The sequence below is a fragment of the Sarcina sp. DSM 11001 genome (genome assembly GCF_900101015.1).
Taxonomy (GTDB): domain Bacteria; phylum Bacillota; class Clostridia; order Lachnospirales; family Lachnospiraceae; genus CAG-791.
In genome coordinates this window covers 37,225-50,271 of the sequence record NZ_FNFZ01000011.1, presented here as the reverse complement: position 1 = coordinate 50,271, position 13,047 = coordinate 37,225, and the positions used below count along the sequence as shown (strand labels likewise).

At 55.0% G+C, this 13,047-nt stretch carries 10 protein-coding genes; all 10 read right to left on the bottom strand.

What is annotated here, in order from left to right:
* Window positions 1-36 precede the first annotated feature (36 nt).
* The 10 genes from BLT02_RS07445 to BLT02_RS07400 all read right to left on the bottom strand — a co-directional run bounded on the left by BLT02_RS07445 (window position 37) and on the right by BLT02_RS07400 (window position 12,993).
* A complete protein-coding gene (locus BLT02_RS07445) occupies window positions 37-708 on the bottom strand; it encodes a 4Fe-4S binding protein (RefSeq protein WP_092993147.1) in 672 nt (223 codons plus the stop codon).
* Window positions 701-916 carry a 4Fe-4S binding protein gene (locus BLT02_RS07440; protein ID WP_092993142.1) on the bottom strand — a complete coding sequence of 72 codons (216 nt, stop codon included), beginning with the start codon at window positions 914-916 and terminating at the stop codon, window positions 701-703. The genes BLT02_RS07445 and BLT02_RS07440 overlap by 8 nt, the downstream gene beginning before the upstream one ends.
* 78 nt (window positions 917-994) lie before the next feature.
* Window positions 995-2,539 (bottom strand): nitrogenase component 1, encoded by a 1,545-nt coding sequence (locus BLT02_RS07435; RefSeq protein ID WP_092993139.1) that lies wholly within the window; start codon window positions 2,537-2,539, stop codon window positions 995-997.
* A 141-nt stretch (window positions 2,540-2,680) separates the two neighbouring features.
* Window positions 2,681-4,123, bottom strand: coding sequence for a nitrogenase (locus tag BLT02_RS07430; protein WP_242869732.1), 1,443 nt, complete (start codon window positions 4,121-4,123; stop codon window positions 2,681-2,683).
* A gap of 419 nt (window positions 4,124-4,542) precedes the next feature.
* Complete coding sequence (locus BLT02_RS07425; RefSeq protein ID WP_092993136.1) at window positions 4,543-4,749, bottom strand: hypothetical protein; 207 nt, start codon at window positions 4,747-4,749, stop codon at window positions 4,543-4,545.
* 210 nt (window positions 4,750-4,959) lie between these two features.
* Window positions 4,960-5,841 carry a nucleotide-binding protein gene (locus BLT02_RS07420; RefSeq protein WP_092993133.1) on the bottom strand — a complete coding sequence of 294 codons (882 nt, stop codon included), beginning with the start codon at window positions 5,839-5,841 and terminating at the stop codon, window positions 4,960-4,962.
* Window positions 5,842-5,980: 139 nt separating this feature from the next.
* Window positions 5,981-6,436, bottom strand: a complete 456-nt coding sequence (gene bcp / locus BLT02_RS07415) for a thioredoxin-dependent thiol peroxidase (protein ID WP_092993130.1) — start codon at window positions 6,434-6,436, stop codon at window positions 5,981-5,983.
* Between the two features lie 50 nt (window positions 6,437-6,486).
* Complete coding sequence (locus BLT02_RS07410) at window positions 6,487-8,316, bottom strand: NAD(P)-binding protein (protein WP_092993127.1); 1,830 nt, start codon at window positions 8,314-8,316, stop codon at window positions 6,487-6,489.
* 67 nt (window positions 8,317-8,383) lie between these two features.
* Window positions 8,384-11,125 carry a formate dehydrogenase subunit alpha gene (fdhF, locus tag BLT02_RS07405; protein ID WP_092993319.1) on the bottom strand — a complete coding sequence of 914 codons (2,742 nt, stop codon included), beginning with the start codon at window positions 11,123-11,125 and terminating at the stop codon, window positions 8,384-8,386.
* Window positions 11,126-11,169: 44 nt separating this feature from the next.
* Complete coding sequence (locus tag BLT02_RS07400; protein WP_092993124.1) at window positions 11,170-12,993, bottom strand: NAD(P)-binding protein; 1,824 nt, start codon at window positions 12,991-12,993, stop codon at window positions 11,170-11,172.
* Window positions 12,994-13,047: the final 54 nt, after the last annotated feature.

Here is a 13,047-nt window from a genome sequence, read left to right as displayed (position 1 = left end):
CTTTATCGCTTTATACTTTTTTATACTTTTTATACTTTATCCGTTGGATTCAGGACTCTCCCCGCGATGCCGCAGGCGGCAGATCAGCTGTGTCATGGTCCCCATCGGGCAGAAGCTGCACCATGTTCTCGGTTTGAACAGAACCATCAGGATCAGTCCGATCAGCGCTGATGTAAGCATGAGGCTGTAAAAGCCGAAAGCGTACTGCGCAGCCCAGTCCGGCGCGCTCCCGGCTGTATAGGCCCATCCCCACGGCACGCGGAATGTCCAGAACAGTTTGATGGATTGTCTGAGTGTTGCGCCGCCAAATACTCTCCATGTCTGATAAACAATATTCCCGAACATGGTCAGGAAGAAAATAAGGAATCCATAGCGAAAAGCCTTTGAGGGCATCCATGCCGGCGTCGGTTTATTCCGGCACAGGCTGAACCGCTGCCTGGGCATTTCCCCTTTTCCACCCTTCTCCTTCCATTTTTTCACTCTCGACTTGTGGATCTGCTGCGGGATCTGCGGGATAACTGTCAACAGCTGGCTCCTTCCGCACATATGGTTGCAGAAAAACTTGTTGCCTCCGAATATGGCAAAAAGAAGAGGAACCATAAAGTCAAACATACCGAGCCAGGCAAACAGAATGTTAAAAAAGCCCAGGACAAAATACACAATGGTCCAGATCCAGAAATAGTCATACCAATGCTTCTGTTTATTCATTAATCAAACCTTTCGTTATGGTGATAATGGTAATGCTGCCGGCAGGACACACTTTCTCACACCGCCCGCAGCCGATACAGAGACTGCGGTCCACAACAGCATAACAGCCCTTCCACACAGAGATCGCTTCTTTCGGACAGTCATGGGTACATGCACCGCAGGAAACACATCGGTATTGGTCTACTTCGGCATATCGTTTTGCTGCCATCCAAATACTCCTTATTCCTTTTTAACAAATTTCTAATTAATAGTTGGAACCTTTTTTGTTCTTAAACCGGTTTACTTATCAATACAATCTGTCCTGATTTTTCCGCGTTTTTACAGACAGTCCCTCTTTCCCGGGGATCACATTCGTTGTGTCTGATTTTTTCCGCGTTTCTGCACCCAGTCCTGCAATATCCATACTCATCAGATCCGGGATCTCATCGAGGAAGATCCGCCCGGAAAACGCGAGGTGAGGAAGGCGGATCAGGCCGCAGCCCTCTGGCAGTACGTCGCCATAGCAGGGATCCGCGACGACTTTCAATGCACAGCCGTTTTCCATCAGATGCTCCAGGGCAGCCTGGATCTCCTCCTCCCCGCCCAGGGGAGAGTCCGTATCTCCCAGAAAAGCAGCTGCTCCCTCCGTCGCGCCAAAAACATATGTCCTGCTCCCGGTCAAAGCGGCTGTCTGCGCTGCCAGAGACGACATGATGACAGGCTCTCCAATGAAGCAATATACAGATTCTTCCTTCTTTTCTGCGGATGTTTCTGCAAAGCCCATTTCAGCAGACATCCGGCATCCGGTGATCTCCGTCCGCTGCCGGAAAGGATACTGGCTCTGTCCAGTCTGTACGGCCCTGCGCACCGCTTCAAAAAACAGTTTTTCCACTCCCCGGGCAGGTATACCTGCCACGAAAGGAATACCGTATTTTTTATACATATACTCTGCGGCAGGAAAACCAACGGAAGACAGGAGGATATTCACATCTGCCTGAGAACTGACCGAGATCTGTTCCAGCAGACTATGCCGGGAATTCACTGCAGCTTCCAAGTTACCGTCCACCGGGCGGCTGTCTTCATTCCTGAGCTGATCGTCCTCCCAGATATTGAGTCTAACCTCTTCCCTGAGCGGATTGTCCTCTCCCGAATTGAGGTCGTCTTCCTCCACATTGCACTTATCTTCATTCCCCGGCCTGCAGGCCATTGCCCAGCAGGAAAGGATGTCCGCACCGGCCTCGGAAAATTTTGAATAGAGACTGGGCAAGGTAGATGGATTCGTAAAATCCAGCGGAGTCACCCCCAGGAGATTGCAGGTGATCCGATGTGCTTTCATAGGTTTCATGGATTTCATGAATTCCGCGGATGCACTAAGTCCAGGATCCTGCTCTGTTTCCTGCCTTCCAGGTGCAGTAAAACGCTCGGCGACGCGCAGCAGCGCGAGGCCGGCTCCGTGGACGTAATCGTGCATCCCGTTTGTAGAAATATAAAAGGACGGGATGCCCGTTTCCTGCTCAACTGCGCGGCAGACCGCCTCAAAATCCATTCCTGTGATGTAGGGGATCGGCGAATTCGCGACCGCTATAAACTCCGGCGAGTAAATACGGGCCGCCTCTGCAATATCATGGATCAGACGGTCATCACTTCCCATGATGGCATCCATCTCGTCCAGCCCGGAAAGAAAGATCAGGCTGTCGTGATCATACCAGCGAATTTCATCATGCGTATTATAGGTCGAATTACAGCCGGAGGGATCATGCATGACGACCATGCCTCCCAGTTCAAAAAGCGCGCTGCAGACGCCGGAGACGTCACCGGTATAAACCGGTATTTTTCTGAAAACCTGTCGCATATTTTTTCACCCTGTTGTCTCGGTTCTAAATTTACTCTTCATCATTTATTCTTCATCATTTATTCTTCATCACGCGTATCCCATGACTTCAGTCGTGGGATACGCGCGCAAAAAAGGAAACTTGCTTCATCCCGCTATCGATCACAGCACACAGGTGCACCCGAAGCCCTTGCGGGGCACCAGCTTCCGGGTATCTTTTTCATGTAAGAAAGCATCCTCCATCTGCGCAGCCAGCTTCTCGATCCCGGTAAAGCCCCAGAGTCCTCCGCATTCCACAAGATTGACGAAATGGGCAGTGCCGCCGAACCAGGCCGCCTTGGGTCCGATCGCCAGCATATGTCCCTCATTTTCTCTTTTGTGCAGGACACGCATCCCGGGGTGGACCGTCGCATTGAGGATCAGGTCCGGAAACCTGTCCCTGAGCCAGTCAAAGTCATCCTTTTCCTCCTGTGCCACGGCGTCCAGGTAGACGCGGGTCACATGGAATCCGCTCTCCAGAAGGAGCCTGGCCAGACTCAGCGGACGGGGTGTCGCAAAGTGGTCGATGGTCATCTCTGTGTCACCGATCAGCGACAGGACACGGGCAAGTGCCTCACGGGATCTCCTGAACGGCTCCTTTCCATCCTCAAGCCGTATGCTTCCTGATCGCATATCCCCTGATCGTGCGCATTCTGGCCGTATACCCGCCAGCACCTCCCTGAGGGCTGCCAGTTCCGCATTGATCTCCTCTTCCCCGCAGGCAGGGGGCAGATAGAGAAAGAGCCTGCCCAGACGCTTTGCCAGCTGCATGACGCCGTGGATCCCGGACGGGCTGCGCGTGATAAAAAGGTCTGCAGCGCCCATCCGCAGATAATCGTCATAGGTCTTGCAGTCCTGAAGCTGAAATAAGGTAAACCCCGCTTCCCGGATGGCCAGCGAAAGCTCGCTCTCAGGATCGAGCGGCTGGTTGTCTCCGAGATCACAGACGATCCTCCGTTCCGGCGGCAAAGGCCGGATCGGACGGAACATGGACTCCTTCAGTTTCTGTTCCGGCGAGAGGCCGCTCCTTCTCATGACCGGATCCATCCAGCACCGCATGAAATCTATGTCGGGAAACTGTTTTTCCAGAGAACTGTAGACATAGGCGGCATCCGTCCCCACAAAATGGTGGAGACAGACGAGAAAGACCGCCACCGCTCTCGGACGGTAGGGCAGGCGCCGGATCGCATCCGCCACCCCCTCAATCGTGACTGTCTCCAGACTTCCCTCATAGAGGTCTTCTTCCTCCAGAAGTACACAGGAAAAACGGTCTGCCGCATCCATTTCCGCCGCTGTCAGGACGACACCCCGCATGCAGTTGTCCGCGCAGACATAAATCTGATGGCATTCGGGCACCTGCATACCCACATGGACGATGTTCCAGGCTCCGTGAACGGGAGCGTTGAATTCCAGTCCCCTGGCAAAGGGTTCCGGAAAAGAAGCATCACGGATCCGGACAGCCGCTCCGACATCCTCCGCCGAAGCACAGCCCCTTTTTCCCGATGTAAGAGTGGCCGGACAATCCCCCCGGCGATCCTGTTCCTGCGGCAATATTCTCTGAAGCATATCTACACCCCTGGCATACTTTTTAATTCTGTTCTGCAAACGTCAGGTACTTTTTTACATTCCGGTCTGCTTTCATGTCATAAGTTTCCCTTTTTGCACGTATCCCATGTCTGAAGACACGGGTATTACACGATGAAGCGAATAACCTTTTTTGCGCGCATATCCCACGAATGAAGTCACGGGTGTTGCGCAATGAAGAATAAAAACAGTCCTGTCAGGTTAATTCTAAAAAAACGCTCCACCTCTGAAGAAGTGAAGCGCCGCTGAGTTTTGTCTTATGAGAAGAGCATCAAAGTAAAAAGAGCAGTGAAACCAAAAGGGTACTGTACCCTTACGTGCCTGTTCCATATGCTGACGCCACAGCCTTCCTCTTCACCTGGCTGCAGCAATCTGATCATTCCGTCTGGACAATCTGGATGTTATTTGTTTGCACCGGCCTCTTTCGACCCGGGTGTGCCTTTTTTATTGGCGGAAGAGAAAAAGTCCGCAAACCCGGACACGCCTTTTATGGCAGACTCCAGAGCAGAGACTCCTCCGGTCACCTGATTCATCGCATCATCATTCAACATATTCGGATTTTTAAGATCCGCCTTAAGTCCTTTTCCTTTTTCCAGAGTATTTTCCATTGCATTACCCCCCTTTCTTAGCATCGATCCAGGGAAAGCTTGTTTTTTATTGTTGTTCTTTGTACTTGTTTTGTACTAACTTTATCATACTATTTTTTTCCATCTTAATCAATTCTAACAGCCGGATAATTCACCGCGAATTCACTGTAAGTTCACCATTCAACGGGTAAATTCCGTAAAAGGACTGTTTCCCGCGGTCCAGGACCGGGATCACCTGACAATCCTCCCGGCAATCCGGCGGTACTCCTCCGCGATCTCCGACTGCGGAAAGGCCTGGAGCAGGCATTGTCCGCGTTCCTCTGCCTCCGGGACAAGGGAGCTGCGGGAAAGCGCGCCGATCACCTGTGTTCCGAATCCTGCTGCCAGGGCTTCTGCTTTTTCTTGTTCATCGGGCACGTCCCGACGGTTGAGGATCAGGCCGCCCAGACGGGCATAGCCGCGCCCCTGAAAGTGTTCGAGGGCGAGGGCGATATTGGCGGCGGCGTACAGCGCCATGCTTTCGCCGGAAGTGAGGATGTAGACATAGTCCGCGACGCCGCTCCGCATGGGGCTGGCAAAGCCGCCGCAGACGACGTCCCCCAGGACATCATAAAGCACGACATCCGGTTTATAGGACTCATAGATTCCCATCTGCTCCAGCTTTTCAAGCGCTGTGATCACTGCCCTGCCGGCACATCCCTGCCCGGGAAGCGGACCTCCCGTCTCCACACACAGTACACCGGCATAACCGGTTTTGACCACGTCCTCAAGAGAAAAAGGCTCGCGCGCGCGGATATAATCCATTACAGTCAGTCGGGCGCCCTCCCGGAGGCCCCTGATCATCGCAGATATCTCTTGCGCAGGATCCGGAATATCGGAGCTCTCTGCAGACAGATCCCGAGACAGTTCATTTTCTTTATTCTTTTCCCGGACTTCCAGAGTGCTGTTGCCTGATAAAGAGAAGTCCGGACGCAGAAGACGGGTAGAATCCGCCTTGGGATCACACCCGATCTGCAGTACCTTAACTCCGCGTCGGGCCAGAGCGACAGACAGATTGGTGACTGTCGTGGACTTACCAATACCTCCTTTGCCGTAAAACGCGATTTTGATCATGGGCTGTTTTTCTCCCTTACGATTTCAGAGAAATCCATTTTCAGGACAATTCTTTCTTTTTCAGGATAATGATTCCTTCTTCAGGATAATGATTTCTTCTTCAGAATAATGATTTCTTTTCAGGATTATGATTCCTTTTTCAGGACAATGTCTCCAGCATCTGGGCGGGATTATTGGCGGCTTTTACCTTGTCGAAGGCCTTGATGATGATTCCGTTCTCATCGATCAGATAGGTTGTACGGAGCACTCCCATGGAAACCTTGCCGTAGTTCTTTTTCTCTTTCCAGACATCATAGGCCTGGATCACTTCTTTTTCCGTATCGGACAGGAGGGTAAAGGGCAGCCCGTATTTTTCCTCGAACTTCTTGTGCGAGGCCACGCTGTCCTTGCTCACACCCAGGACGACCGCGCCCTTTTCTCTGAACTGGGGATACAGCTCGCCAAAGGCACAGGCCTGTTTTGTACAGCCGGCAGTCATGTCCTTAGGATAAAAATACAGGATCACTTTCTGGCCCAGGTAATCCGAGAGGCTTCTCATCTCGCCATTCTGGTCGGGCAGGGTAAATTCAGGTGCCCTGGTTCCGATTTCCAACATATTCTGCAACCTCCTTTTTTCATTCCTTTTGTCCGTTTATTCCTTATCCGTCAGTAACAGTCTCCTGCTTCGGGATTGCAGCCGTAATGATCACACCGCAGGCACCTGCCGGCTTCGCGCATGGCTTCCTCCGGGGTCATCGGGATCTCGACCTCATCAAAATTTTCTCTCCTCTCAAAGGGGTCTTTTTCTTCGACCTCAGCCCTGCCGGTGGGAACCCAGCGGTCAGGCATGGCGGGCGGGACCTGCACATCGCAGTTTATCTTGTGATGATAGCCGAGATATTCGTCGATATTGAATGCGGCGACCTGTCCTGCCGCGATGGCATTGATGGCGGTGGAGGGGCCTGTCACACAGTCCCCGCCGGCAAATACGCCGTCCCATCCCCGGACGATACAGGCTTCATCGGCATCGATCCTGCCTCCCTCCACCGGAATCCCCGCGTTTGCGAAGGGCTCGACATCGCTGCGCTGGCCCACTCCGAGGATCAGCACATCACATTTAAAACGATAGGGGTAGCGGCTTGAATGTTCTGTCGTCATCATCCCGAACCGGTTGTATTCACCCGCGATCTGGGGCTGCAGCCACACAGCGCAGACCTTTCCGCTCTCCTTTTCCGTCTCGATATTCATAAAAGAAAGCATTGTCCTGAAGCGGACACCCTCCTGCATGGCGCTTTCCAGTTCGCCGGGCAGCGCAGTCACATCATCGCGCTTCCGGGTAAAGACATGGATCGTAGCGGCTCCCAGACGGACCGCCGTGCGGGCGGCGTCCATAGCCACATTGCCGCCTCCGATCAGGACGACCTTTTTATCCTTCAGATCCATGGGATGTCCCGAGGCCGCTGCCTGCAGGAAATCCGCAGCCGGGATCACATTTTCCGCATCGGCATTTTCCATGGGCACGCGGTTTCCAATCTGTGCCCCCAGCCCCAGATAGACGGCGTCATAATCCCTCCGCAGGTCCGCAAAAGAGACGTCCCTCCCGATCTTCACACCGCAGCGCAGTTCGATATCACCGGCCGACAGGATGGCCCTGATATCTCTGTCCAGCCTGTCTTTCGGGAGGCGATAGGCGGGGATCCCGTAGCGAAGCATGCCGCCCGGCTTTTCGTGCTCCTCAAAAACCACAGCCTTGTGGCCCATCAGGGCCAGAAACCAGGCCGCCGTGAGACCTGCGGGACCGCTCCCGACGACGGCAATCTTTTTACCGGTGGAAACATTGGGCCGCGGAGCAGGAACCTCATCCGCATTCACCATGTCCACAACATATTTTTTGAGTCCACGTATGTTGAGCGGAGCATCGATGATCCTGCGGCGGCATTTCTGCTCACAGGGATGCTCGCAGATCATCGCACAGGCCGTCGGAAATGGATTCCTGTTCCTGATCAGGCTCACAGCTCCGGCATAATCTCCCCTGGCGATCAGCGCGATATAGCCGGGCACATCGACTTGCGCGGGACAGAGGATCCTGCATGGGACCGCCTGCGTGGTATTTTCCACACAGTGCCTGTGATAGATGTGGCTGTCATATTCGTCAGGAAACTCCTTCATGCTGTCCAGCACAAGAAGGGCCGCCGCCACACCCACAACACAGTCCGCTGTTCTGGCGATAAACATGCACAGATCTCTGAGCTGGTCTATCGTCTCCGGTGTGCCGTCTCCTTCGATGATCCCGCGCAGCAGCCGGTCCGCCTCTGTCAGACCGTTCCGGCAGGGAACACATTTGCCGCAGGACTGGTTCATGGCAATCTGGAGCAGAGACCGGTACAGGACAAGAGGACATACTCCCAGAGGATACGAATTCATCCGCGAACGGAATTTCCGCATGGCCACATCAACCCTCTGGTTCATATTGCCCTTAACAGCCAGTTTTCTCATAAACAGAATCCTTTCGCTTACTGCCGGTCTGCCGAAAGCGGACTAAGGTATAGTCCCCCGGTCCGCGTCAGTCTTTCGCAGTCATCTTTTCCAGGGTAACGGCGCAGACCTTGTACTCCGGGATCCTGGCGTATTCGTCAAAGACGGAATTGGTGATCCGGTTGACGGGAGCATCCGGGAAGTGGAAGGGCATCCAGGTCTCTCCCTCGGAGACCTTATTCCCTACTCTGGCGGGAACTTCAATGGCGCCGCGTCTGCTCCGCACGATGATCCTCTCGCCGTTTTCGATCCCGAGTCTTTCGGCATCCTTCTCATTCATCTCGATAAAGCCCTCGCCGGAGATGCGGCGCAGGCCGGCGGACCGCATGGTCATGCTGCCCGCGTTGTAGTGGTAGAGGATGCGGCCGGTGGAGAGGATGAAGGGATATTCTTCATCCGGCAGCTCCGCCGCAGGGGTGTAGGGTGCCGGGAAGAGAAGGGCCTTTCCTCTTGCTGGGCCGCCGACGTGCATGATCGGGGTCCCGGGATGGTCTTTTTCCGGGCAGGGCCATTGGAGGCTCTCTCCTGCGTCCAGGCGGGCATGGGAAATGCCGTGGAAGCTGGGAGTGAGGGCGGCGATCTCGTCCATGACTTCCGCTGAAGTCACCCGCTTCTGGGGATAGCCCATGGCGTTCATGAGGTCGGTGATGATGTCGATATCGTTCCTCATGTCGCCGGGTACAGTGACCGCCTTGCGGATTCGCTGCACTCGCCGCTCGGTATTGGTGAAGGTACCCTCTTTTTCCGCATAGCTGACGGCAGGCAGGATGACATCGGCATACTCCGCCGTCTTTGTCATAAACAGGTCCTGGATCACCAGGAAATCGAGGCTCTCGAGGGCTTTTTCCACATGGGTGGTATCGGGATCGGAGACAATGGGATCCTCTCCGCAGATATAGAGACCCTTTATCTTTCCGGCGATGGCCGCGGGGAAGACCTCTGTGGCCTTGAGGCCGGGTTTGGGGTTGAGCTTCACGCCCCAGGCCTTCTCGAATTTTTCCCTGACGGCATCGTTGTCCACTTTCTGGTAGCCGGTGTAGTCCGTGGGCAGGGCGCCCATGTCGCAGGCACCCTGGACGTTGTTCTGTCCCCGGAGGGGATTTACCCCGCAGCCGCTCCTGCCCAGCTTGCCCGTGACAAGAGCAAGATTGGAGAGGCTCATGACGCCCTCGGTACCAGTAGTGTGTTCCGTCACGCCCAGGCAGTAGATGATGGGCGCCTTGTCCGCCCTCGCGTACATCCGGGCGGCTTCCCGCAGACAGTCCGGATCGATATGGCAGATCTCTCCCACCTTTTCAGGGGTGTAGTCCCTGACCAGTTCCTTAAGAGCCTCGAAGTTCTCCGTGTATCCGGAAATATATTCTTTGTCCTCGAGACCCTCTTCCAGGATCACATGGATCAGGCCGTTGACCAGGGGGACATTGGTGCCCGGGCGGAGCTTCAGATGGATGTCCGCCTTTTCCGCCAGGGAAATATCGCGGGGGTCAGCGACGATGAGGCGGGTGCCCTTCTCCACAGCCTGACGGATCTGCATGCCCACCACAGGGTGTGCTTCTTCAGGATTGGAGCCGATCAGGAAAATGCAGTCCACGTCGTGGGTGATGTCGTAGATGGGGTTGGTCATCGCGCCCGACCCCAGCGTTTTGGCAAGGCCGGCCACAGTCGCGGAGTGGCATACGCGGGCGCAGTTGTCTGTGTTGTTATTGCCAAAACAGGTCCTGACCATCTTCTGGACCATGTAGATATCTTCGTTGGCAGAGCGCGAGCAGGCAAAGCCAGCCAGCGACTCGTCTCCGTACTGCCTGCGGATGTCCATGAAAGCGCCGGCCGCATAGTTAATGGCCTCATCCCAGGAAGCGGGCTCGAATTTGCCGGTCTCCCTGTTTTTGATCAGAGGTGTGCGCAGACGGTTGTCGGAGTGGACAAAATCGAAGCTGCCGGACCGGCCCTTGACACACATAAGGAAATGGTTGGAGGGACCATCGGCAGATTCCACACTGACGATCCGGTCTCCCTTTACTACCAGATCCATCTGGCAGCCGGTTGCGCAGTGGGGGCAGGTCGTGCGGACCTTCTTCACTTCCCATTCCCTGTAGCCATACCTGCGCTTGAGCGTCAATGCGCCTGTGGGACAGGCCTGGGCACAGTTGCCGCAGCTCTCGCAGCCGGTGTCCTCCCAGCCGGGCCCGAAGGGGGCCTCGACCATATGCCGGGTGCCCGAACGCCCGCTGGACAGGGTGCCGTTGACAGCCGCCCTGTGGCAGACACTGATGCATCGCTGACAGTGGATACATTTTCCCGGTTCGTAGGAAAGATAGGGGTGATCATTGAGAAGGGGGAGCTTTTTCTCCATCTCCATCCGGGAGCCCTCAAAACCAGCCTCCCGGACATCATAGGCATTGCACAGCTCCTGCAGGCGGCAGACGCCGTTGCCCGGACAGCTCATGCAGTCCACGTTGTGATTGGCCAGAATGAGGCGGAGCATGGTGCGGCGGAAAGAGGTCAGGGTATCCGACTCCGTGCGGATCTCCATTCCCTCTGTGACCTTTGTCCGGCAGGCCGCCAGCATCGAATTCAGTCCTTCCGCCTCTACCATGCAGAGACGGCAGGAACCGATCTCGTTGATCCCGGGCATGTAGCATAAAGTGGGAATGTCGATGCCCTCCGCTCTGGCTGCTTCCAGGATCGTCGCGCCCTCCTTCGCCGTGATCTGCCTTCCGTTGATCGTCAGACATACCCTGCCGGGAACTTTCTGCTGATTTTTATCCATTTCTTCAGCCGCAGGCTGTACTTTTTCCATTTTTTCCATACCCATCAGTAACAACCTCCTACCATAGATCCGCAGCCGAAATGATCACACCTCAGGCACCTGCCGGCCTCACGCATCGCTTCCTCCGGCGTCATCGGGACTTCAACCTCATCAAAATTCTCTTTCCGTTCAAATGGATCCAGCTCCGCGATCTCCGCCCGCGCTGTGGGAATGTGGTCGACAGACACGGCAGGAGGAATCTGGATATCACATTTGATTTTGTGGTGGTATCCGAGATATTCATCGATATTGTAGGCGGCAGCCTGCCCCGCCGCGATCGCTTTGATAGCGGTAGCGGGACCTGTCACACAGTCGCCTCCGGCAAAAACGCCGTCCCAGCCCTCGATCATACAGGCCTCGTCCGCTTTGATCCTGCCCTTGCTGACAGGAATTCCTGCCGCGGCAAAGTGTCCGGTATCTGTATGCTGACCGACACACAGGATCAGGACATCGCATTTAAACCTCTGCGGAGGTGCACTGGAAGGCTCCGTCGTGATCATGCCTTCTTTATCAAACCCCTTGGCGATCATGGGCTGCATCCACACGGCGCGCAGTTCATTGGTCTCTTTATCTGTCTCTATCTTCTGAAATGCAAGCAGGGTCCTGAACCGGACACCTTCCTGCATGGCGCTCTCCAGTTCATTGGACAGGGCTCTGAACCTTCTGCGGGCAAGCACATGGGTCGTCAGAGCTCCCAGACGGATGGCCGTGCGGGCGGCGTCCATGGCCACGTTGCCTCCGCCGATCAGGACGACCCGTTTTCCCTCCAGGTCCATCGGATGTCCTTCTTCCACATCCCGCAGGAAATCCGAGGCAGGGATCACATTTTCCACCTTGATATTTCCCATGGGGATACGGTTTCCGATCTGGGCTCCCAGTCCCAGGTAGACGGCATCATATTTCTGCCTTATTTCTTCAAAAGAAATGTCCTTCCCGATCCGGGTATTGCAGCGAAGCTCAATATCTCCCGCAGACAGGATCCCCCGTATATCACTGTCCAGCCGCTCCCTGGGGAGCCGGTAGGCAGGGATTCCGTAGCGGAGCATTCCGCCGGGCTTTTCATGCTCTTCAAAGACCACGACGCGGTGGCCCATCAGGCCCAGAAACCAGGCGGCCGTCAGACCGGCAGGCCCGGCGCCGACAACAGCGATCTTCTTTCCTGTCGGGACATTGGCCTCCGGGGCCGGAAGCTTGTCCGCGGGAGCCATATCCACCGCGTATTTTTTTAATCCGCGGATATTGACCGGATCATCTATGATCATACGCCGGCATTTTTCCTCACAGGGATGTTCACAGACCATGGCACAGGCTGTAGGGAAAGGATTCTTGTCGCGGATCAGGTTCACAGCTCCCGCAAAATCCTTCCTGCCGATCAGGGCAATATATCCGGGAACATCGACATGGGCGGGACAGAGTGTCCTGCAGGGTATAGTCTGGCTGGTATTTTCCATGCAGCGCCTGTCGCGGATGTGGCTTTCGTATTCATCCGCGAACTCCCGCATGCTCTCCAGGACCAGGTCCGCCGCTGCCGTTCCCACCGCGCAGTCCGAGGTTTTCCGGATCATCACGCACAGATCGTACAGCTCCTGCATCGTGGCGGAATTTCCCTCTCCCTCAATGATCCTGCGCATCAGCCGGTCCGCTTCCAGCAGTCCGTCCCGGCAGGGGACACATTTCCCGCAGGACTGATTCATGGAGATCTGAAGCAGGGACCGGTACAGCACAAGCGGACACATCCCCGGCGGATAAGCGCTCAGCCGGGAGCGGAATCTCCGCAGGACCGTATCCATCCTCTCGTTCATATTGCCTTCTGCAGCAAGTATTTTCATAACACCTTTCCTTATTTGAGTTTTGATTAATTTGTGTTCTGTTTAATTTGTGTT